At 65.1% G+C, this 21,534-nt stretch carries 18 protein-coding genes; 8 read left to right on the top strand and 10 right to left on the bottom strand.

Features of this window, described 5'->3' with window-relative positions; translation table 11 throughout:
* Window positions 1-37: 37 nt before the first annotated feature.
* The 3 genes from U1739_RS20765 to U1739_RS20755 all read right to left on the bottom strand — a co-directional run bounded on the left by U1739_RS20765 (window position 38) and on the right by U1739_RS20755 (window position 4,457).
* Complete coding sequence (locus tag U1739_RS20765; RefSeq protein WP_332710525.1) at window positions 38-2,932, bottom strand: TonB-dependent receptor; 2,895 nt, start codon at window positions 2,930-2,932, stop codon at window positions 38-40.
* Window positions 2,933-2,994: 62 nt separating this feature from the next.
* Entirely contained in the window at window positions 2,995-3,951 is a 957-nt protein-coding gene (locus U1739_RS20760; RefSeq protein ID WP_332710524.1) for a FecR family protein, read from the bottom strand.
* Complete coding sequence (locus tag U1739_RS20755) at window positions 3,948-4,457, bottom strand: RNA polymerase sigma factor (RefSeq protein WP_332710523.1); 510 nt, start codon at window positions 4,455-4,457, stop codon at window positions 3,948-3,950. Before U1739_RS20755 ends, U1739_RS20760 begins: the two co-directional genes overlap by 4 nt.
* Window positions 4,458-4,657: 200 nt before the next feature.
* Between U1739_RS20755 and U1739_RS20750 the strand changes: the two genes are divergently transcribed.
* Together U1739_RS20750 and U1739_RS20745 are read left to right on the top strand one after the other, a co-directional pair.
* Window positions 4,658-7,054: a phosphoketolase family protein gene (locus tag U1739_RS20750; RefSeq protein WP_332710522.1), complete on the top strand. Its 2,397-nt coding sequence runs from the start codon at window positions 4,658-4,660 to the stop codon at window positions 7,052-7,054.
* Window positions 7,036-8,133 (top strand): acetate/propionate family kinase, encoded by a 1,098-nt coding sequence (locus U1739_RS20745; protein WP_332710521.1) that lies wholly within the window; start codon window positions 7,036-7,038, stop codon window positions 8,131-8,133. Before U1739_RS20750 ends, U1739_RS20745 begins: the two co-directional genes overlap by 19 nt.
* 19 nt (window positions 8,134-8,152) lie before the next feature.
* On the opposite strand, the gene U1739_RS20740 is transcribed toward U1739_RS20745, so the two are convergent.
* From U1739_RS20740 to U1739_RS20715, 6 genes are all read right to left on the bottom strand, one after another.
* On the bottom strand, window positions 8,153-8,968 hold the full coding sequence (locus tag U1739_RS20740) for a response regulator (protein ID WP_332710520.1): 816 nt from the start codon (window positions 8,966-8,968) through the stop codon (window positions 8,153-8,155).
* A 274-nt stretch (window positions 8,969-9,242) separates the two neighbouring features.
* Complete coding sequence (arsH, locus tag U1739_RS20735; RefSeq protein WP_332710519.1) at window positions 9,243-9,995, bottom strand: arsenical resistance protein ArsH; 753 nt, start codon at window positions 9,993-9,995, stop codon at window positions 9,243-9,245.
* Window positions 9,996-9,999: 4 nt separating this feature from the next.
* Window positions 10,000-10,332 (bottom strand): ArsR/SmtB family transcription factor, encoded by a 333-nt coding sequence (locus U1739_RS20730; protein ID WP_332710518.1) that lies wholly within the window; start codon window positions 10,330-10,332, stop codon window positions 10,000-10,002.
* A gap of 110 nt (window positions 10,333-10,442) precedes the next feature.
* Complete coding sequence (locus tag U1739_RS20725) at window positions 10,443-11,726, bottom strand: arsenic transporter (protein WP_332710517.1); 1,284 nt, start codon at window positions 11,724-11,726, stop codon at window positions 10,443-10,445.
* The gene (gene arsC / locus U1739_RS20720; protein WP_332710532.1) at window positions 11,726-12,145 is read right to left on the bottom strand and encodes an arsenate reductase (glutaredoxin); all 420 of its coding nucleotides are present in this window, start codon (window positions 12,143-12,145) and stop codon (window positions 11,726-11,728) included. Before arsC ends, U1739_RS20725 begins: the two co-directional genes overlap by 1 nt.
* A gap of 28 nt (window positions 12,146-12,173) precedes the next feature.
* Window positions 12,174-12,503: an ArsR/SmtB family transcription factor gene (locus tag U1739_RS20715; protein ID WP_332710516.1), complete on the bottom strand. Its 330-nt coding sequence runs from the start codon at window positions 12,501-12,503 to the stop codon at window positions 12,174-12,176.
* 148 nt (window positions 12,504-12,651) lie between these two features.
* Between U1739_RS20715 and galA the strand changes: the two genes are divergently transcribed.
* The 3 genes from galA to U1739_RS20700 all read left to right on the top strand — a co-directional run bounded on the left by galA (window position 12,652) and on the right by U1739_RS20700 (window position 19,027).
* Complete coding sequence (gene galA / locus U1739_RS20710; protein WP_332710515.1) at window positions 12,652-15,126, top strand: beta-galactosidase GalA; 2,475 nt, start codon at window positions 12,652-12,654, stop codon at window positions 15,124-15,126.
* Between the two features lie 242 nt (window positions 15,127-15,368).
* A complete protein-coding gene (locus U1739_RS20705) occupies window positions 15,369-17,912 on the top strand; it encodes a TonB-dependent receptor (protein WP_332710514.1) in 2,544 nt (847 codons plus the stop codon).
* Window positions 17,912-19,027: a glycoside hydrolase family 53 protein gene (locus U1739_RS20700; protein WP_332710513.1), complete on the top strand. Its 1,116-nt coding sequence runs from the start codon at window positions 17,912-17,914 to the stop codon at window positions 19,025-19,027. Before U1739_RS20705 ends, U1739_RS20700 begins: the two co-directional genes overlap by 1 nt.
* A gap of 42 nt (window positions 19,028-19,069) precedes the next feature.
* Here U1739_RS20700 and U1739_RS20695 read toward each other — a convergent pair whose 3' ends face one another.
* Window positions 19,070-20,209, bottom strand: coding sequence for a diguanylate cyclase domain-containing protein (locus tag U1739_RS20695; RefSeq protein ID WP_332710512.1), 1,140 nt, complete (start codon window positions 20,207-20,209; stop codon window positions 19,070-19,072).
* 263 nt (window positions 20,210-20,472) lie between these two features.
* On the opposite strand from U1739_RS20695, the gene U1739_RS20690 reads away from it, so the two are divergent.
* The 3 genes from U1739_RS20690 to U1739_RS20680 are packed head-to-tail and all read left to right on the top strand — an operon-like array spanning window position 20,473 to window position 21,136.
* Window positions 20,473-20,838, top strand: a complete 366-nt coding sequence (locus U1739_RS20690) for a hypothetical protein (protein WP_332710511.1) — start codon at window positions 20,473-20,475, stop codon at window positions 20,836-20,838.
* Entirely contained in the window at window positions 20,780-21,013 is a 234-nt protein-coding gene (locus U1739_RS20685; RefSeq protein ID WP_332710510.1) for a hypothetical protein, read from the top strand. The genes U1739_RS20690 and U1739_RS20685 overlap by 59 nt, the downstream gene beginning before the upstream one ends.
* A 24-nt stretch (window positions 21,014-21,037) precedes the next feature.
* Window positions 21,038-21,136 (top strand): UDP-galactopyranose mutase, encoded by a 99-nt coding sequence (locus tag U1739_RS20680; protein ID WP_332710509.1) that lies wholly within the window; start codon window positions 21,038-21,040, stop codon window positions 21,134-21,136.
* The last annotated feature ends 398 nt before the right edge of the window (window positions 21,137-21,534 follow it).

The raw sequence follows: 21,534 nt of genomic DNA, 5'->3' as shown, positions 1-21,534 counted from the left end.
GCGGGCGGTACTCCCGCCGGCCGCGCAGCCGATCGGTTCAGAAGCGGGCGCGGACGCCTGCCGTCAACGTTGTGCCATAATCGGTGTAGCCGGCGAAGCGATTGTCGCGGACATATTGCCACTGCACGCCGCCGGCCAGGTTCATGCCCTGCACGACGAAGGTCACGTTTGGCGTCACCTTGTAGGAGATATCCGCGTCGAGGCTGCCGAACGGACTGTCGTTGTTGGCCGCCAGACCAGCGCCGCCGACATCGCGCAACACCTTGCCGCGCCAGCTATAGCTCGCGCGCGCGCCGATCGGGCCCTTTTCGTAGAAGGCGCTGAGATTGACGCTATCGCGCGCGACATCGACCAGCGCGTCGCGGAACGTGCCGCCGCCGGCCTGGGCATAGGTGCCGGCGCTGGCGGTATGGGTGTAGTTGATCTGCGCGCCGAGCCCGTCGAACGGCGCGGGCAGCATCTTGAACAGCTGCTGATAGGCGAGTTCGAACCCGGCGACATAGGCGTTGCCGCCATTTTGCGGCGCGGTCAGGCGATAGGTCTGCCCGTCGAGCACGAAATTGCCGGTCTGCTGGAACACGAAGGTGGTGATGTCCTTGTAGAAGGCGGCCGCGATCAGCGCGCTGCCCGGCGCGAAATACCATTCGAGCGAACCGTCATATTGCCAGGCCTGGAACGGTTTCAGTTCGGGATTGCCGCCCACCGCCGTGAGGATAGTCGGGTTCGAATTGATCGTCAGGCGTGGCGCGAGATCGGCCAGCGACGGCCGGGTAATGACCTTGGAGGCGGCGACGTGCATCTGCAGCTTGGAGGTGAACTCGGCGACGAGATTGAGCGAGGGCAGGGCGTTGTCGTAGCTGCGCTCGTAGCGCACGGGCACCGCCACGGTGCCGTTATCGGCATAGCCCGAGGAGGTCTGCTTGGTATGGGCGTAGCGCACGCCGATATCGCCGCGCACGCTCACGCCGCCGACGGGAAAGCCGAACTCGGCCATGCCGTAGCCGGCCAGGATCTCCTCGTCGATCGCATAGCTGTTGCGCAGATCGCCGCGCGCCAGCGGTGCGGCGAGCAACGCTTGGGTGCCGGTGGCGGCGGCGTAGAAGGCCGCCGGATCGGGCATCACCCAGCTGCGCGGCAACGTCCCATCGACGCCGCCCAGAAAGTCGTCGACCGGGAAGGCATCGAAATAGCTGGCATCGAAGCGCTGGTTGGCGATGCCTGCCGTGAAGTTGATATCGCGGCGATTATAGACGCGGTCGCGCTTCTGATATTTGGCGCCGGCGCGCAGCGTGCTGAACAGGCCGCTCAGATCGCGCGTGATGTCGAGCTTGGCGGCCCGTTCGCGGTCGCGCGAATCGTTGACGCGATATTCGATGCGACGGCCGGGCAGCGTGTTCGGCGCGGAAAGGTCCGCCGTGGCGAAGCTGATGTTGGGCAGGCGATCGCCGGCCTTGCCGTAATCGAACGTGACTTGGCCGACCGTGCCGAGCAGGCGCGTGCGGTAGATCGGGGTCGGCGTGTTGGAATAGGCCTGGCCGATGCTGCCATCGGCGGCGATGGTCCAGCCGCCGGCATGCCATTTGGCGTTCGCGCCGATCAGCCAGTTGGAATATTCCAGCGTCGAGGTTTCGCGGCCGATCTGCGTCGAGGTGGTGACGGTCGCCTTGGTCAACACGCCATTCTCGATCACGGCGCTGCCGGGGACGATCGCTTTGGCCGTCGTGGCGGAAAAATCGGTCGAATAGGTCAGCTCGTCATAATCGACGTTGAGGCGGCTCCACAGCGCATCGATATTGATCTCCAGCCGATCGTCGGGGCGCCATTGCAGCGCGCCGTTGAGACCGATGCGGTCGCGATTCTCGCGCTCCAGCGTCGGGCGCGTGGCGGTCGGCACCAAGATCGTGTCGCTGTCGAGCGTTCCATTGCCGTCGGTGTCGATCTTGCCCTCGGCCCAGGCGACGCCGGTGACGCGGTCCTGCCGGGTGGTACGCTCGTCATAGACGCCGGCGATCAGCGCGCCGAACGTGCCGTCGGGGCTGGCCCAGCTGGCCATGGCCGAGAGCCGGGGGTCGATCGCGTCGGCAAGCCGCGGCGCGCTGGCGGTGGCGGACAGCGCCAACACCGGTTCCTTGAGCTCGAGCGGGCGCAGCGTGCGCAGGTTGACGATGCCGCCGATGCCGCCTTCGTCGAGGCTCGCGCGTGGGCTCTTGATCACTTCGACCGACGACATCAGTTCGGAGGGGAGGGTGTCGAAGCGGAACTGGCGCCCGCTCTGCCCGCTGTCGCGGACATTTTCGTTCACCGCTACCGAACGATCGTTGAGCGTGACGACCTGGAAATTGGCGCCCAGGCCGCGGACGCGGACGAACACGCCCTCGCCGCGATCGCGCACGATCGATACGCCGGGCACGCGCTGCAGCGCCTCGGCGATGTTCTGCGCCGGGAATTTGCCGATATCCTCGGCGCGGACGACGTCGATCACGTTGGTCGCCGCGCGCTTCTGCGCCAGCGCGCCGGCGAGGCTGCCGGCATAGCCGGTGACGACGATGTCGGGGCCGACCTCGGCCGTATCGACCGTGTCGCCGCGCGGTGCGGCCGATTGCGTGACGAGCAGCGCGCCATTCGCCTCGCGACGCACCGCCAGCCCTTTGCCGGCGATCACCCGCTCGACCGCGGCATAGGCATCCATCGTGCCGTCGAGGGACGGCGCGGTCATGCCCGCGACTGCCGCCGGGGTGAACAGGATGTCCGTGCCGGTCTGCCGGGCCAGCGCTTCGAGCGCCTGGCCAAGCGGCTGCACGGCGAGATGGATCGTCAGGGTGCGGGTTTGCGCGGCGAGCGGCGCGGCGCACAAAGCGGTGATCGCGGCGCTCAGCACAAGCGAGCGGCGCACGAACGATCGGCGCGCGGGGCACCGGGTTGAGATGGTCACGGAATATTCCCCCCAAGGAAGCTGGCGTCAGTGCCGCGCCTCCATGACGGGCGAGCGGCGATCTACCCCACCTTCGACGGCGAGATTTTTTTTGCGTCGTCGATCGTTGCCCCGTCCAGCAGCACCGCGCCATCGACGGTGCGCAGCCGCAGCGACAGCAACGTGGCGAGCGATCGCCCGAGCGCAACATTGTCGCCGACGCGGTACATGCCGCTGACGCGCAGCTCGGCCGTTGCCCGGTCGGCGATCAGCAAGCGCGTGGCGCTGTAGCGGTTCGCCTCGGCTGCAACCGCGGCCAGCGTATCGTCATGAAACGCCGCGCGGCCGCTGCGCCAGGCTTCGGTCGCGGCGAGATCGGGCCGGTCGATTGCCGGCGCCGCGGCGCCCGCGCGCAATCGTTCGCCGCTAGCCAGCGCGCGGGCCAGACCCGGCGCCGCCACCTGGGCCATGCCATCGATCGCCGTGAACGACACCGCGTCATCGCTATCGCGGCGCAGATCGAACCTGCCGGCATGCGCGTGCATCGTGCCGCGGCCAGCGTCGATCGCGAAGTCGATCGGCGTCGCGGCGACAGAGAGCGCGATGCGCCCGCGCGTCAGCCACAAGCGGCGGCGCTGCGCCGTGGCAACGACGCGAACCTGCGTGTCGGCATCGAGCAACATCGTTGATCCCTCGTCGAGCGCGACATGCTGCAGCTGGCCGATGCCGGTTGCATAGCGCGTGCCGGCATAAGCGGCCTGGAAGGCAAAGCCGCCGCCGACGCCGATCGTGGCCAGCGCCGCCGCGCCCGAAAATAGGCGCCGCCGCGACACGACCGGCGTATGCGCCTCGAGCGGCGCGGCGCCGGGCACCATATCCCACAAGGCGGTGGCGCGCTCGAATTGCGCGGCATGATCGGGATGGCTGGACCATTGTCGAAACGCTGCTTCGTCCGCCGACGTCCGGTCGTCGGCATTGAGCCGGGCAATCCACTCGGCGGCGGTCCGATGCCGGGAGTGATCGCCGCGCTGTTGGCTCACCAATCTTCCGTCCAATCCGCCAGGAAGGCGATCGCCTTCGCCATATGTTTCTCGACCGCGCTCTGGCTGATCCCGAGCCGATCTGCAATCTCGCGATACTTACAGCCGTCGAGCCGCTGCATCAGGAAAATCTCGCGGGTGCGCGGGCTGAGCCGTTCGATCCCCTCGCGCACCCGCCCCAGGCGCGCGCGCGCGATCATGGCTTCGTCCTGGATCGGGGACAGATCGTAGAGCGCATCGATCGCGCTGCCCTCGTCGCGCTCGCCGCGCACCGCCTCACGGCGATAGGCGTCGCGACCCCGATTGACCGCCGCACTGATGAGAAATGCCCGGTCGTTGCGCGGCGGGGTAGGGAGTTCGGCCAGGCGCACATAGGCATCATGCAACAGATCCTCGCCATCCCCGCGCCGCGTCAGCCGTTCGATCTGGGCACGCAGCCGCGACCAACCGGCCCGAAGCTGCGGCTCCATCCCACGCTGCACTTGGTCCGGAATCGCACCATCCATGCCCGCGTCGTTATGCGCGTGGCGATACAGTTTCGTGACCGGTTGCGGTCGGAACGATGACTGCGGCGGAGCTTATGGTGAGCTAGGGCCGGCCGCGACGCCAAGTGCGGCACGGTCGGTTAGCGCCAACAGTAACGTGTTTGATTGTGGCGAACGTGGTAAGGGCGCTCACACGACGTCCTCGATTTCGGAAGCCAGCCATGAACGCGATCGATACGCAGCCGCAGTCCGAGGCTGGCGATGCGCGCCCTGTGCTGGCGCCGGACATGCTGCACCGCATGAACGCCTATTGGCGCGCCGCCAACTATCTGTCCGTCGGGCAGATTTACCTGCGCGACAATGCGCTGCTCGATCGGCCGCTGACGATTGCCGACGTCAAGCCGCGGCTGCTCGGCCATTGGGGCACGACGCCGGGTCTGAACTTTCTCTACGTCCATCTCAACCGGCTGATCGTCGCGCATGATCTCGACATGATCAATATTATCGGCCCCGGGCATGGCGGGCCGGGGTTGGTCGCGAATACCTATCTCGAAGGCTCGTATACCGAACGCTATCCCGCGATCGAGCGTAGCCGGTCGGGCATGCACCGGCTGTTTCGGCAATTCTCCTGGCCCGGCGGCATCCCGAGCCATGTGGCGCCCGAAACGCCCGGCTCGATCCATGAAGGCGGCGAGCTGGGCTACTCGCTGGCCCATGCTTACGGTGCGGCGTTCGACAATCCCGATCTGCTCGTCGCCTGCATCATCGGTGACGGCGAGGCAGAAACGGGCGCGTTGGCGGCAAGCTGGCACTCGAACAAGTTCCTCAACCCCGCGCGCGATGGCGCGGTGCTGCCGATCCTGCACTTGAACGGCTTCAAGATTGCCAACCCGACCATCCTGGCGCGCATCGACCGTGACGAGCTCGACGCGTTGTTGCGCGGTTATGGCCACGAGCCGTATTTCGTCGAGGGGAGCGACCCGGACGACGTTCATCAGCAGCTCGCGGCGGTGATGGACACCGTGTTGGCGCGGATCAGGGCGATCCAGGCGGCCGCGCGGGTCGTGGGCGCAACGCCAGAACGGCCACGCTGGCCGATGATCGTGTTTCGCACGCCCAAGGGGTGGACCGGGCCGAAGTTCGTCGACGGCAAGCCGGTCGAGGGTACATGGCGTTCGCATCAGGTGCCGATCGCGGACTTCAAGGATCCCGAGCATCTGAGCCAGCTCGAGGATTGGATGCGCAGCTATCGTGCCGAGGAGCTGTTCGACGAGCGTGGCAAGTTCCGTGAGGAATATGCCTCGCTGGCGCCGACCGGCCACCGGCGCATGGGGGCCAACCCGCATGCCAACGGCGGCGAGCTGTTGAAGCCGCTATCGTTGCCGGACTTCCACGATTTCGCGGTGTCGGTGCCGGTGCCCGGGCAGGTCAAGGCAGAGGCGACGCGGGTCCTCGGCCATTATCTGCGCGATGTGATGAAGCTCAACATGGGCAGCGTGAATTTCCGTCTGTTCGGACCGGACGAGACCGCGTCGAACCGGCTCGCTGACGTCTACGATGTTTCGGACAAGGTGTGGATGGCCGAAACCCTGCCCGACGATACCGATCTCAGCACCGATGGCCGGGTAATGGAGGTGCTCAGCGAACATCTCTGCCAGGGCTGGCTCGAGGGCTATCTGCTGACCGGCCGCCACGGCCTGTTCTCGTGCTACGAGGCGTTCGTCCACATCGTCGATTCGATGGTCAACCAGCATGCCAAATGGCTGAAGGTGACCAAGTCGATCCCGTGGCGGCGGCCGATCGCATCACTCAACTATCTGCTGACCTCGCACGTCTGGCGGCAGGATCATAATGGCCTGTCGCACCAGGATCCGGGGTTTATCGACCATATCACCAACAAGACTGCCGACGTGGCGCGGATCTATCTGCCGCCCGATGCCAATTGCCTGTTGTCCGTCGCCGATCACTGCCTGCGCAGCCGCGGCTATGTGAACGTGATCGTCGCCGGCAAGCAGGCCGACTGGCAATGGCTCGGCATGGACGCCGCGGTGCGGCATTGCACGGTCGGGGCGGGCGTGTGGGCCTGGGCCGGCGACGACGCGGATCCCGACGTGGTGATGGCCTGCGCCGGCGATGTCCCGACGCTGGAAGTGCTGGCGGCGGTGACGATGCTGCGCAACTATGTGCCGGACATCCGCATCCGGGTGGTCAACGTCGTCGACCTGATGGTGTTGCAGCCGCAGTCCGAGCATCCCCACGGCCTCGACGATCGCGCGTTCGACGCGATGTTCACGGCCGATAAGCCGGTGATCTTCGCCTATCACGGCTATCCCGCGCTGATCCACAAGCTGACCTATGCGCGCACCAACCATGCCAACATTCATGTGCGCGGCTATAAGGAAGAAGGCACGACGACGACGCCGTTCGACATGGTCGTGCTCAACGACCTCGATCGCTATCGCCTCGCGCTCGACGCGATCGAGCGTATCCCGCGGCTGGCGGGTCGCGTGCCGGCGGAGACGGCACGCTATTGGGCGACGATGGAGCGGCACAAACTCTATATCGCCGAGCATGGCGACGACATGCCCGAAATACTCGAGTGGCGCTGGCCGGTTTGACCGGGCCCGAGATCGCACTGGTCCTGAACAGCGGCTCGTCGTCGCTGAAATTCGCCGCGTTCGACATTGCCGGATCGGCCGTGCGCGACATCGTGGCGGGGCAGGTCGATCCGGCGGACGGTGACGGGGCATTTGCGGCGATCGATGCGGCGTTGGCGGCGGCTGGCGCGGCAGCGCCGATCGCGGTTGGGCACCGCATCGTCCATGGCGGTCCGCGGCTGGGGCAGCATTGCCGGGTCGATGACGCGGTGATCCGCGAGCTCGAACGGGCGGAGCCGTTTGCACCGCTGCACGTGCCGGCGGCGCTCGCGCTGCTCGACAAGGCCAGGGGGCGGTATGCGGGGCGGGCGCAGATTGCCTGTTTCGATACCACCTTCCATGTCGCGATGCCGGACATCGCGCGGACGCTGCCGATCCCGAGGTCGCTCCGCACACAGGGCATTCATCGCTACGGCTTTCACGGGCTGTCGTGCGAGTCGATCGTCCATCAACTCGGTCGCGATTTGCCCGCGCGGCTGGTCATCGCGCATCTCGGCAACGGGGCGAGCGTGACGGCGGTGCGCGACGGTCGCTCGATCGACACCAGCATGGGGCTGACGCCGACGGGCGGCGTGATCATGAGCACCCGCACCGGCGATATCGACCCCGGCGTGCTGATCCACCTGATGCGCGCGCGGGGATGCGGCCCGGCCGAACTCGAGCGACTGGTCGATAAGGAGGCCGGCATGCTCGGGATATCCGGCCTGTCCGGGGACATGCGCGTGTTGCACGAGGCGTCGCCAAATGCCGATGCCGATCTGGCCGTGGCGATGTTCTGCCGTTCGGTCGCCAAGCAGATCGCAGCGATGATGACCGCGCTGGGCGGCGCGGATATGATCGTCTTCACCGGGGGTATTGGCGAGCATGACGCGATTGTCAGGCGCAGGATCTGCGACGATTTGGTGTGGGTAGGGGTGACGCTGACGGTCGCCGGCGCTCCGGAGTCCGCGACGCCGGCCTCGGCGTGCAGCGCCATCACGCTGTGCTCCAATGAGGAAAGCCAAATCGCGCGGCACATGCAGGCGATCCTGAGGGAATAGCTCGACTAGGCAGCTGCTGCTATGCGCTGTTTCTCTTAAGCGTCGCGCGGCGCTGGAGAATATAATCGACTACGCCCTGTGGCTCGTAGGGTCGCTCGAGATGTGGGCCGTGACTGCACAGATTGGCCGCCACCTTGGCCGCGCCTTCGACGCTTGCGGCCAAGCGCACCTCGAGTTCAGGCCGGCTCTGGCGAACCCAGGTGGCCAATTCGAAGCCGGAAGTGCGCCCTTTGATGGCCACGTCGCACAAGACGACGTCGATCGACAGGCTGGCTTCGGCAAGCGCAAGCAATGCCTCGTCGCTCGTTGCGGCTTCGACGACGCGATAACCGCAGTGGCGCAGGTAATCGGCCACGGCGTGGCGGACGATGATGTCGCTGTCCGCGATCAAGACCGATGCGGCGGGGGCGTCGTCGGCGGATGCCATCGATTCAAGATCCTTGAGCGTGTCGTCGATCATCGTGGCGATGGCATCGAACTGATAGGGTTTGGAGACGAACCGGGCGGCCCCCGCCTGCAACGCGAGCGTGGGGCGGAGGTGGCCGGACGAGACGATCACGGGGACGCCGGGCAAGGCATGCCGCGCGAAATTCAGCAGCGCGAGACCATCGACGGGACCGGGCATGCGCACATCGGTGAAGATCAGGTCGATCGACGCGCCGGATTGGATGAGATCGATGGCCTCAGCGCCGTTGGTCGCCTCGATCACCTGTCGACCGCGTTCGCGGAGCAGGTCGACCAACGCCAGGCGGATCAACCATTCGTCTTCGACTACCAGAATGACCGGGGTCGGTGCGCTCGAAGCGTCGCTCGCGAGCCGCGCATTTGTCGTCATAGTGTATTTGATCCCAGCCATGCCCCAACAGGGCTGCCACGGTAATGTTCCGGTCTATGGCCTAATTCAGGGAAATAGAGTGAGAATATATCGAGCCGGTGAACAAGTGACGGGTAAGTTCAGACCAATCGCGTAGAACGAAACCGAGCTCGGCAGCGACAACCTAATGTCCACTATCTTCGGGATAATAAAGGGCAGCGCGCCGTGGGATTGAGGCAGTACTTATCAAAACCGCCGTCGGCGGCTGGGGGTCGAGCCGGCGGTCGCCGTCCCTTCAGCTGCCGCGTTGCGGCGCCGTGGCGATGCTCGACAGATCGGTTGCCGCGTCGAGCGGCACGCCGGCGTCCTTGCGTTCGGAGTATCGATCGACAAGCTGGGCAGCGTGGGGGCGTAGCAGCACCGTGAAGCGCACCAACTCCTCCATCACATCGACGATGCGATCATAGTAGCTCGACCGTTTCATCCGACCGGTCTCGTCGAACTCCTCGAACGCCTTGGCGACGCTGGACTGGTTGGGGATGGTCACCATCCGCATCCAGCGACCAAGGACGCGCAGGGTGTTGACGCTGTTGAACGACTGCGATCCGGCCGAGACCTGCATGACGGCGAGAGTCCGGCCCTGCGTCGGTCGCATCCCGCCCATCGACAGCGGCAGGTGATCGACTTGCAGCTTCATGATGCCGGTTATCTGGCCGTGGCGTTCCGGGCTGCACCATACTTGGCCTTCCGACCATATCGACAAGTCGCGCAATTCGCGCACGGCCGGATGGTCGTCCCCGGCGACCTGGTCGGGTAGCGGCAGGGTCGAGGGATCGAAGATGCGCGTTTCCGCGCCGAAAAACTGCAACAGGCGCGCCGCTTCTTCAACGCACAAGCGGGAGTATGATCGCTCGCGCAACGATCCGTAGAGCAGCAGGATGCGTGGGGGCGGGTCGCCCGCACCCAGCCCGGTAGCGGGTCGATCCAGCGCATAGCGTCGATCGAGCGCGGGCAGGTGATCAGGGTCGGGGAGGGCGCGTAGCGGCATCTTCTCAGCAGCAGGGAGCAAGTTCGGCGGGGAGCGGCGCGCGCAGCGCCGGCGCGCCCGCGCAGCAATCTTCGACGAGGAACCGCGTCAGGCTGCCCAAGCCGTTCAGGCCGGCACGATAGATGATAGAGCGGCAGTGTCGCTCGGATCGTACGATACCAGCGCGGGCGAGGATGCCGAGATGCGCCGACATGGTATTTTGCGGCACGGTGCGTTGGCGCGCTATCTCGCCTGCCGCCATGCCGTCCGGTTCGTGTCGCACCAGCTGGCGAAACGCGTCGAGGCGGGTGCCCTGCGCAAGGGCGCCAAAAGCAGCAATGGCCAAGGGATTATCCATATATCCAGCATAGCCGATAGACGGTCGGTATCCAGTCATCACATGTCGGTGCGCGGCGGACATGCGGTCAGGCGGCGGCGTCCACGAGCGCATTGGGTCAGCGCCTCGCCTCAAAAGCTGAGGCGCAGCGCGAGCGCGGCCAGGGTGACGAGCAATACCGGCACGGTCAGCGTCACCCCGACCTTGAAATAATAGCCCCAGCCGATGCGCACGCCCTTCTGACCGAGCACGTGGAGCCATAACAATGTGGCGAGCGAACCGATCGGGGTCAATTTCGGGCCGAGGTCGCAGCCGATCACATTGGCGTAGATCATCGCGTCGCGGATCGTGCCGGTGGCATGGCTGGCGTCGATCGACAGCGCGCCGATCAACACCGTTGGCATGTTGTTCATGACCGACGACAGCAAGGCGGTGAGGATACCGGTGCCGAACGTCGCGCCCCACACGCCGCCAGTGGCAGCGTGGTCGAGCAGCATCGCGACATAAGCGGTCAGCCCGGCATTGCGCAGCCCGTAAACGACAAGATACATGCCGAGCGAGAAGATCACGACCTGCCACGGCGCGCCGCGCAGCACCTTGCCAGTCTCGATCGCCTTGCCCCGCGCGGCGACCACGAGCAGCACGGCCGCGCCCGTCGCGGCAACCAGGCTGATCGGAACGCCGAGCGGATCGAGCACGAAAAAGCCCACCAGCAGGAGCAGCAGCACGATCCAGCCGGTGCGGAAGGTGGCGCGATCGCGGATCGCTGCGGCGGGCAGGCGCAGCTTGCCGACGTCATATTCGGCGGGAATATCGCGTCGGAAGTAGAGCCACAGGACAAGCAGTGTCGATCCGATCGCGGCGAGATCGACCGGCAGCATGATGCGCGCATAAGCGCCGAAACCGAGATCGAAGAAATCCGCCGAGACGATGTTGACGAGATTGGAGACGACCAGGGGCAGGCTTGCCGTGTCGGCGATAAAGCCCGCCGCCATCACGAAAGCAAGGGTCGCCTTGGGGCCGTAGCCAAGCGCCTGCAGCATGGCGAGGACGATCGGCGTGAGGATCAGCGCGGCGCCGTCATTGGCGAACAAGGCGGAAACAGCCGCGCCGAGCAGCACGACGAGCGCGAACAGGCGCTTGCCCCGTCCGCGACCCCAACGCGCGACGTGCAGCGCCGACCATTCGAACAGCCCGGCCTCGTCGAGCAGCAGGCTGGTGACGATGATCGCGACGAACGTGGCAGTGGCGTTCCACACGATATGCCACACCACCGGCACATCGGCCCAGGTGACGACGCCGGCGAGCAAGGCCATGCCTGCCCCCGCCATCGCACTCCAGCCGATGCCGAGCCCTTTGGGCTGCCAGATGACGAACGCGATCGTGACGACGAAGATCAGCAGCGCGGCGACCATCAGGCGATGCGCTTGCCCGCGGCATCGACGATCTGTTCGCCATCTTCCTTGGCGAAGGCGCCGCGCTGCGCATCGGGCAGGATGTCGAGCACGACTTCCGACGGCCGGCACAGCTTTACGCCCAGCGGCGTGACGACCAGCGGGCGGTTGATCAGGATCGGGTGGTCGATCATCGCATCGACGAGCGCGTCATCCGACAGCGACGGGTCGCCCAGGCCCAAATCCGCATAAGGCGTGCCCTTTTCGCGCAACAGCGCGCGCGGCGTGAGCCCGGCACGCGCGATCATCTCGACCAGCAGGGCGCGGGCCGGCGGGGTCTTGAGATAGTCGATGACATGCGGCTCGACGCCCGAATTGCGGATCAGCGCGAGCGTGTTGCGCGACGTGCCGCAGGCGGGATTGTGGTAGATGACGATCATCGATGGGTCGGTCACGGCGCGCTCCGGGTCAGCAGCAAAGGAGGTCGGCGAGCAGCGGCTCGCACAGTTCGGGACGGCCCTCGCAGCAATCCTTGGCCAGGAACAGCATCAGGGCGCGGAGCGCGTCGATGTTCGCGCGTTGGATCATCTGGCGACCGCGCTTCTCGGGCACCACCAGTCCGGCCTTTACCAGCACCGCGAGATGGGTCGACAAGGTACTCTGCGTGAGACCGGCATCGGTGACCAATTGCCCGGTCGACAGGCCATCGGGCTCGTGCGCCACCAGCAAGCGAAACGCGGCCAGGCGGGTCGGATGGGCCAGTGCGGCCAGCACGGACAGGGCATCGTCGGTGATCATATATCGGAATTACCCGTTGCCTTTGTGGCCGTCAATACGCATCGGGAAAAGTCGATCGATGCGTGTCGTTGGTGAGCCAGGCGTGGCTGGGCCTTTGCAATAAGCGATTGGGCGGCTACGACATTTGTAAGACAAACCGGGGGTTGCGATGGATTGGACACGGCGCGAGACGCTGCAAATTGGTACCGCGGCGGTCGCGACGGTGGCCGTCGGCGTGCCGCAGGCCACCGCACGGCCGCGGTTACCAAGTGCTGGGCGCAGCACGAGACTTGCCACTTGGCGCTTCCATCTCGGTCACGCCGGCGACCAGGCGCGCGATTTCAACTTCGGCCGCAACCAGCGCACCTTCGCCAAATCCGGCGCGGCGACCGCCGATGCGGCGCAGGCCGAGTTCGACGATACGGCGTGGCGGCGCGTGCAGGTGCCGCACGATTGGGCGGTCGAACTGCCCTTTGCCAAACCGGCGGCGCCAGCGCCCAAGGAGACCGAGGACGCCGTCGCCGCCCACGGCTTCAAGGCGCTTGGCCGCGACCATCCTGAAAACAGCATCGGTTGGTATCGCACCGCGATCGCGATCGACGCGGCGGACCGCACGCGCAGCCTGTGGCTCGAATTCGATGGCGTGTTCCGCGACAGCATCGTGTTCGTCAACGGTTATGTCGTCGCCACCAATGCCAGCGGCTATGCGCCGTTCACCGTGCCGATCGGCGATTTCCTCGATTATGACGGGGGGCCCAACGTCGTCACCGTGCGCGTCGATGCGTCGCTCGGCGAAGGCTGGTTCTATGAGGGCGCCGGGATCTATCGGCACGTGGAGCTAGTGCGCACCGAGCCTGTGCACGTGGCGCCGCACGGCACGTTCGTGCGCAGCACGATCGGGCCGGACGGGGCGACCGTGACGGCGACGATCGAGCTCGCCAACGATAACGCCGCGCCGGTCGACGCGCAGCTCCGCCAGACGATCGTCGATCCGCACGGGCGCCTGGTCGCTGCGTTGCCGGCCGTCACGCTGACCGTGCCCGCGGGCGGTCGCGCCAGCGCCGATGCCAGTGCCCCGGTGCGCGCGCCGCTGCTCTGGAGTATCGAGACGCCGCAACTCTACCGCCTGCGCAGCGAAGTGCTGGTCGCCGGGGTGGTGACCGATCGCTACGAGACGCCGTTCGGCATTCGTGCGATCCGCTTCGATGCGGCACGCGGCTTCTTTCTCAACGGCCGGCCGGTCAAGCTGCTCGGCACGTGCAATCACCAGGATCATGCCGGGGTCGGCACAGGCATTCCCGATGCGCTGCATGGCTGGCGCATCGACCAGCTCAAGACGATGGGCTCGAACGCGTGGCGCAGCGCGCATAACCCGCCGGCCACTGCGTTGCTCGACCTGTGCGACGCCAAGGGCATGCTGATGATCGTCGAAGCACGCCGCAACAGCAGCGATGCGGAATCGATCGACGAGCTGGAGCGGATCCTGCGGCGCGACCGCAATCATCCTTGCGTGATCGCCTGGTCGCTGGGCAACGAAGAGCCGCAACAGGGCACCGCGCGGGGTGCGCGCGTGACGGCGGCAATGCAGGCCCGCGTGCGCGCGCTCGATCCGACTCGGCCGACGACCTTCGCGTTCGACAATAGCTGGGACAAGGGCGCGGCCAAGGTCGTCGATCTGGTCGGGTTCAACTATCGCAGCGAACAGATCGAAGCGTTTCACACGGCGCATCCGGACGTGCCGGTCTATGGTTCGGAAACCGGCAGTACGGTGTCGACACGCGGCGCCTATGTCACCGATGCCGCGGCCCATGTCGTCCGCGCTTATGATACCGAGCATCCATGGTGGGCCTCGACCGCCGAGGCTTGGTGGTCGATCGCGGCCACGCGGCCGTATATCGCCGGCGGATTCATCTGGACCGGGTTCGATTATCGCGGCGAACCGACGCCGTATGCGCAGTTCCCCAGCATCTCGAGCTATTTCGGGGTGCTCGACACGTGCGGCTTCGCCAAGGATAATTACCATTATTATCGCAGTTGGTGGCGGCCGGACGTGCCGATGGTCCATCTCTTGCCGCACTGGACCTGGCCGGGGCGGGAAGGCGAGCCGATCGAGGTTTGGGCGCACGGCAATTGCGACGAGGTCGAATTGCTGCTCAACGGCCGCTCGCTCGGGCGCAAGGCGATGCCGCGCAACGGCCATCTGGCATGGAGCGTGCCCTATGCTGCGGGCCGGATCGAGGCGCGTGGTGTCAATCGGGGGCGGCGCGTGGCGACGTCCGTCAGGGAGACGGCGGGGCCGGCTTATGCGGTCGTGCTGACCGGGGATCGTCGCGTGGCGGTGGCGGATGGCAGCGATGTCGTGGTGCTGCGCGCGGAAATCGTCGATCGGCGTGGTCGTCCGGTGCCGGATGCGAGCAATCTGGTGCGCTTTACCATTGCCGGCGATGCCGAGGTGATCGGGGTCGGGAATGGCGATCCGACCTGCCTGGAAGCGGACCAGGCGACGCAACGTAGCGCGTTTCATGGGCTGGCACAGGCGATCGTCCGCATTGGCTCCAGCCCTGGTACGATCCGCATTACTGCGACAAGTGCAGGGCTTTCCAACGGCTTGGTGACGCTGATAGCGAGGGCACCCGCAAATTAAAGTTGCAAGGGTGTCATCATTTGTCATACAAAACTCCCCGACGGCGCCTGCTGTGAGCGCCGATGGGGAGGATTGTCGTGAATCACCGGGGTTTTCTGCTGGCCGCCGTCAGTTTGGTATCGTTGTCGACGACGGCGTTTGCTCAAACAAGTGTAGCGGCTGACCCGAGCGGGCCAGCGAGCACGGGCAGCGACGTTCAGTCGGACGCAGCAGCGGCTGGTGACGAAGGACAAGACATCGTCGTGACCGGCTATCGCCAGTCGCTGCGCACCGCAATCAACGAAAAGCGCAATGCCGACCGCGTGCAGGAAGTGCTGTCGGCCGAGGATATCGGCAAGCTGCCCGAGGCAAGCATCGCCGAATCGCTCGCCCGCCTGCCGGGCCTGGCCACCAACCGCGATCGCGGCAACGGCACGCAGGTGTCGATCCGCGGCATGGGGCCGGCGCTGGTGAACACGCTGCTCAACGGCCGCGAGATCGTATCATCCGAGCCAAGCCGCAACATTCGTTACGAGCAATATCCTGCCGAACTGCTGAGCGGCGCGTTTGTCTTCAAGTCGCCGACGGCGGCGCAGGTCGAGGGTGCGATCGCCGGGCAGATCGATCTGCGCACGATCAGGCCGCTCGATTACAAAGAGCGCAAGATCGTGCTGAACGTGCGCGGCATCTACAGCGATCTCGCCGACAATGTCGGCGATACCAAGCCGTTCGGCGTGATCGGCAGTATCTCGTATATCGATCAGTTTGCTGACGACACATTGGGCATCGCGCTCGGCTATTCCGGGCGCCGCCAGGCCGTCGCGACGGAACGCACCAACGTGTTCCGCTACACCAACAGCTTTGCCGATCTGAACGGCGACGGCCAGGGCAACGACAATATCCCCTATGGCTATGAAGCGCTGCAGCGCGGGGGTGATGATATCCGTCATGGCGCGCTGGCCGCTGTGCAGTGGAAGCCCGGCGATGGCAGCTTCGAACTCAACGGCGATTTCTTCTATTCGAAGGTCAAGTTCAACGAGACTCAGCGCGGCTTCCGCGTCGAAGACCTGCCGTTTGGCAATTCCTTTGCCAATGCCACCGTCACCGATGGCGGGGTGACCGCAATCACCGCCACCAACGCGGCCGATTTCGGGCTGAAGACGCGCGTGGTGAACGAATATTATTTCCTGCACGACGATCTCTATGCCGGCGGCTTGAACGCCAAATACCGCACTGGCGGGCTGACGCTGACCGGCGACGCGGCCTATTCCCGCACCACGCGCAATGCACAATTCCTGACGCTCAGGACGCAGCCGGTGAACCAGTTCGGCGTCACCACCAGTTTTGCCACACAGGCCGGCAAGGCCCCGACGATGGCGTTCAGCTACGATCTGACCAGTCCGTCGCTCAACCAGATCGCAGATTTCCAGATCCCGGAAAACGGCGGTGGCGCGCCGATCACGCATGACGAACTGTTCTCGCTGCAGGGCGATGCCAGCTATGAAACGGGCAGCGATTTCCTCAAATCGATCCAGCTCGGCGTGCGCCATACCGATCGCAAGAAGGATTATACGCAGCGCACGCAGTTTGGCTTTATCGATCCTGCGGCGCGCACCACGATCCCGGACAACCTGCTCCTCGATCCGGTGCGGTTCAGCAACGGGTTCAGCGGCCTCCCGTCGACGCTGGCGATCGATATCTTCCCGGCGGTCGAGCAATTGTTCGGCGCGATCGACCCGCAGACCTCCGATTTCGATCGCCGGTCGAGCTGGGAAGTGGGCGAAAAGACCTATGCCGGTTTCGTGCAGGGCAATCTCGATTTCATGCTCGGCAGCCTGCCGGTGAGCGGCAATATCGGCTTGCGCGTCGTGCGCACCGAAACGGATTCGCGCAGCACGCTGGTGTCGCAGGTCGAAGGACAGGCCACGCCGACGCTGACGCCGATCAAGATCACCAACGGCTTCACCGATTGGCTGCCCAATCTCAACCTGACGTTTAAGCCGTCGGACAAGATCCAGGTCCGCTTGGGCGCGAGCCGTGCGCTGTCACGCCCGGCGCTCGACGATCTCAATGCCGGCTTCGGCTATTTCAACTTCGGATCGCCCACCGCATTCGGCGGCAATCCCCTGCTCGAGCCGTTCCGCGCCAACCAGCTGGACGCGACCTTCGAATATTATTTCGACCGCGACAGCGCATTGACCGTCTCGGCATTCTACAAGGATCTCGCGACCTATATCGTGCCGCAGATCACCACGGTAAGCATCGTGCCCGCGCCGGGGGCGGCACCGGTCGACGCCCTGTTCCGCCAGCCGGTCAATGCCAGCGGCGGCAAGATCAAGGGTTTTGAGGTCCTGTTCCAGAAGGCATTCACCTTCCTGCCCAAGCCCTTTGACGGGCTCGGCGTCTATCTCAATTATTCGTACACCGACAGCAACATCACCGTGCTGGAGAACGACAATTTCATTGGCGAGATCGGCCTGCCGGGCCTGTCCAAACATGTCGGCAATGCGACGCTCTATTATTCTAAAGCGGGGTTCGAAGCGCGCGTGGCCTATCGCTATCGCAGCCACTATGCGACCGGCCTGGGCGATGCTGACCGTATCCTGAATACGGCGGCCGAAGGCGTGCTGGATTTCCAGACCTCGTATGATTTCGGTGACGGCGCCTTGAAGGGGCTGAAGCTGCTGTTCCAGGCCAGCAACCTTACCGACGAGGCATTCGAGACCTATTATGCGACGCGCGCGCAGCAGGGTCGGTACGAGAAATATGGTCGCCGCTTCATGATCGGCGCAGGGTTCGATTTCTGATGCTGGCAAGGTTTGCAATCGCCACGCTGCTGCTGGCCGGCACCGCGCAGGCTGCCCCGCTCGCGCCCAAGCCGGCGAGCGGGCTCTATCTCGGGGCCGATCTGTCCTACGTCAACGAGATGGAGGATTGCGGCGCGGTGTACCGCCAGGCCGGCAAGCCGATCGATCCGTTCACCTTGCTGGCCACCAAGGGCGGCAATATCGTCCGCGTGCGTATCTGGAACGATGCCAAGTGGACCAAATATAGCGATCTCGCCGACGTCACCAAGACGATCCGCCGCGCCCGCGCGGCGGGGATGCAGGTGCTGCTCGATTTCCATTATTCGGACGATTGGGCGGATGGCGAGAAGCAGATCCCGCCCGCCGCCTGGGCCAAGCTCGACACGCCGGCCCAGGCCAAGGCGCTGTATGATTATACCCGCGATGTGCTCGGCAAGCTGGACGCGCAGGGCCTGATGCCGGAGATGGTGCAGGTCGGCAACGAGACCAATCCCGAGATCATGGGCGGGGTCAAGGATCGCAAGATCGATTGGACGCGTAACGCGACCCTGCTCAATGCCGGGATCAAGGCGGTGCGCGACGCCGGCAAGGTCGCCAAGATCAATCCGCGCGTGATGCTGCACATTGCCCAGCCCGAACATGTCCAGCCGTGGTTCGACGATGCCACCGCAGCGGGCGTGGTCGATTACGACGTGATCGGGTTGAGCTATTACAAGAAATGGTCGGTGCGCTCGATGGCCGAACTGGGCACGACGATCGCGGCGGTCAAGGATCGCTACAAGGCTGACGTGATCGTCGTCGAAACGGCCTATCCGTTCACCACCGACAATGCCGATACCTCGCCCAATCTGCTCGGCGAAGACACGCTGGTGAAGGGCTATCCCGCCACCCCCAAGGGCCAGCGCGATTATCTCGTCGATCTGACGCAGACGACGGTCGATGCCGGCGGGATCGGCATGGTCTATTGGGAGCCCAATTGGGTATCGACCAAGTGTGGCACGCGCTGGGGCAAGGGCTCCAATTGGGAGAATGCCGCCTGGTTCGATTATAAACGCCACGAAGCGCTGCCGGCGTTCGACTTCCTGTCGCGGGACTATCGACAGAAAGCCAAGTAGGCGCGGGCGATGGCCGCGCTTAGCGGCGCGGTCGAACGATGCCTACCAGCCGACGGCATGGGGCTGCGGGTCGAGCTTTGCGCTCGATCCGACGCCGCCGCCGCTCCGCTTCATGTGATAGAGTGTCGCGTCGGCCTCGGCGATCAGCGCGTCCAGCGTCGCCTCATGCGGCGGCGACGTGGCATAGCCCAGGCTGACGCCGATCTCGATCGTTTGCCCCTCGATCATGTATGGCGCGGTAATGGCGCGCGCCAGGCGGCGGGCGAACAGGTCCGCTTCCTCGGCGCGCGCGATGCCGCCTTGCACGACGGTAAATTCGTCGCCACCCAGCCGCGCGCTGATATCGCCCACGCGCGCCGTGGACCGAATGCGGTTGGCCAGTTCGCGCAACAGCGCGTCGCCAACCGGATGGCCGAAACGATCATTGACCGGCTTGAAGCCGTCGAGGTCGAGGCAGTGGACCGCCACCATGGGCAGGCCATCCCGCGCTTGCAGCAACTGCGCAAAGGCCTCGCGCAGACCGAAACGGTTGGCGAGGCCGGTCAGCACATCATGACGCGCCACCAGCGTCATTTCGTTGCGCAGCGCGATCTGTTCCCGCGCCAGGCGGTATGAATAGCGGATCGTCTCCAGGCTGCCGAGCAGGAACGCGACGAACATGCCGGCCAGGATCAGATAGCCGAGGCCGCCTTGCAGCGCTGCGGTCAGCGCGATCGGCAATGTCGCGACGGTCACGCACGCGGCGCAGATGCGCGGCCGGATATACCCTCTGGCCACGGCGCCCGAGCAAAAACCGAATAGCAGGCCGGTGGTCAGCAGTTCCGGCAATTGCTGCGGTGACAGGAAGGCGGATATGCCGAGCAACGCCAGCGACGCTGCGAACAGCAAGGTGGTCAGGCCAAGCCTAAACTGCCACTTGGCGCTAACGCTACGCCGGGAAAGCTCGCCACGCGCCTGACGGCGATAGGCAAGGATTACCGCGAGCCTGGCGACGGACGCCGCCATGCCGCTCGCGACAGCGATCCACGGCAGGATGCCGCCAATTTCCAGCGCGCAGAATATACCGACCGCCAAAAAAATACCCGACATGATGGCGGCGGGGATCAGCATGGTGAACGTTGCCGCGATCAGTTCGACATAGACCGTCGTCGGCTCGGGCTCGTATCGGTCGTATCTCACCATAACCCATGTTTAGCATAGCAGGCTGGCGAAAGCGTTAATCGGCCGACGCATCATGTCCGTCTGACGGAGCGAAAGGCACCCGCCGCACGCTTGCATCTGTCCAATGTCGCTGCCGGGACATTGATCTAGGAATAAAATCGTCACGCAACTTAGGTTGTCGAGCCGCATTCCGATCGGCGTTAAGATTTCTCATCGTCGCGAATCGCCCTAGGCATGCGGAGACTGAGAGACGCTGGAGCGCTCCCGCTGAACGGGGACATGCTATGACCACCGCAGATTATGCCAATCGCCTGAGCCAGCACCGTACGATATTGTCTTCAAATCTGAACGACCTGGCGGTCAAGCTCACCGCGCTCGCACCACCTCATGATGGGCCGCGGGAATTGTTTGCCACGCAGCCCAAGCTGATGAATTCCTACGCCTACACGGCCGCGCGAAACGAGTTGGCCGGGTTGGTGAAATTGATCGAACGCGGGCTGGCGGTCGCCAGACATTGTGAACAACCTGCCATTATCGACTCATTGGCGCGTGCACTGAGCGACGCCGTGACGGCCCGTAACGACCTGATCGATGACCGCCGCCAAAGTCTTCTGGTCGACGGATACGAGGGCCGGGCAGGGCTCGCCTGACAGCAAGCATGCTGGCATCGTGGCCGCAGGCCAGCGCGATGCGCGTCGCGAAATCGGCCCAGCTGACCGCCTCGTCGCCGGCGAGATGCCAGAAGCCCTCGGCGCCGTCGATCAGCAGATCGCGCGCGGCATCAACCTGATCATGCGCCGCCGTAAAGCGCGCGCCGCGCGCTAGCGTATCGCGTGCTCGCCGATGTCGATGGCACTCGTCTTCACCGGGGCGATCGGTGAATATTTCGGGCATCGCTACGGCCGGCTGCCGTATCGCTCGCTGCGCTTCGAGCACCGCACGGTGTAGCCGTAATAGCATCAGCCGGTCGCCGTGGTGCATTATCCGGACGAGGACGTGCCGTTCACGCGGGTGACCAATACAAGCATCTGACCGGGCAGGTGGCGGAGCACACCAGCATCACTACCGGATATTCCAGCGCCACCGGCGATCCCTATTATCCCATCCCGCGCGACGAGAACCGGGCGTTGTCGGCCTGACCACGACGGCCGCCGCAGTCGGTGCGCGCTAGCGGCCGATGGCGGCGAGCGTCTTGACGTATCCCGGGTCGCGGGGCTGATCTTGCAGACGATCGAGATAGAGATAGGTCGGATCGAATTCGCCGGCGCGGCGCAGGCCGGGCAGATCGTGGATCGTCACCCGGTTGTCGCGGAACGTGACCAGGCCGGCGCCGCGCAAATCCTTCA

This window comes from Parasphingomonas puruogangriensis, assembly GCF_036663635.1.
GTDB lineage: Bacteria > Pseudomonadota > Alphaproteobacteria > Sphingomonadales > Sphingomonadaceae > Sphingomonas.
The sequence above is the reverse complement of the archived record's forward strand: the minus strand, read 5'-3'. Positions and strand labels throughout refer to the sequence as shown.

Coding starts and splice junctions, on each gene's coding strand:
- arsC (WP_332710532.1), bottom strand. CDS start 12,145: ATGATCGTCATCTACCACAATCCCGCCTGCGGCACGTCGCGCAACACG.
- arsH (WP_332710519.1), bottom strand. CDS start 9,995: ATGCCGCTACGCGCCCTCCCCGACCCTGATCACCTGCCCGCGCTCGAT.
- U1739_RS20685 (WP_332710510.1), top strand. CDS start 20,780: ATGACCGCCGCCAAAGTCTTCTGGTCGACGGATACGAGGGCCGGGCAG.
- U1739_RS20700 (WP_332710513.1), top strand. CDS start 17,912: ATGCTGGCAAGGTTTGCAATCGCCACGCTGCTGCTGGCCGGCACCGCG.
- U1739_RS20730 (WP_332710518.1), bottom strand. CDS start 10,332: ATGGATAATCCCTTGGCCATTGCTGCTTTTGGCGCCCTTGCGCAGGGC.
- galA (WP_332710515.1), top strand. CDS start 12,652: ATGGATTGGACACGGCGCGAGACGCTGCAAATTGGTACCGCGGCGGTC.
- U1739_RS20695 (WP_332710512.1), bottom strand. CDS start 20,209: ATGGTGAGATACGACCGATACGAGCCCGAGCCGACGACGGTCTATGTC.
- U1739_RS20715 (WP_332710516.1), bottom strand. CDS start 12,503: ATGATCACCGACGATGCCCTGTCCGTGCTGGCCGCACTGGCCCATCCG.
- U1739_RS20755 (WP_332710523.1), bottom strand. CDS start 4,457: ATGGATGGTGCGATTCCGGACCAAGTGCAGCGTGGGATGGAGCCGCAG.
- U1739_RS20690 (WP_332710511.1), top strand. CDS start 20,473: ATGACCACCGCAGATTATGCCAATCGCCTGAGCCAGCACCGTACGATA.
- U1739_RS20750 (WP_332710522.1), top strand. CDS start 4,658: ATGAACGCGATCGATACGCAGCCGCAGTCCGAGGCTGGCGATGCGCGC.
- U1739_RS20725 (WP_332710517.1), bottom strand. CDS start 11,726: ATGGTCGCCGCGCTGCTGATCTTCGTCGTCACGATCGCGTTCGTCATC.
- U1739_RS20680 (WP_332710509.1), top strand. CDS start 21,038: ATGGCACTCGTCTTCACCGGGGCGATCGGTGAATATTTCGGGCATCGC.
- U1739_RS20740 (WP_332710520.1), bottom strand. CDS start 8,968: ATGACGACAAATGCGCGGCTCGCGAGCGACGCTTCGAGCGCACCGACC.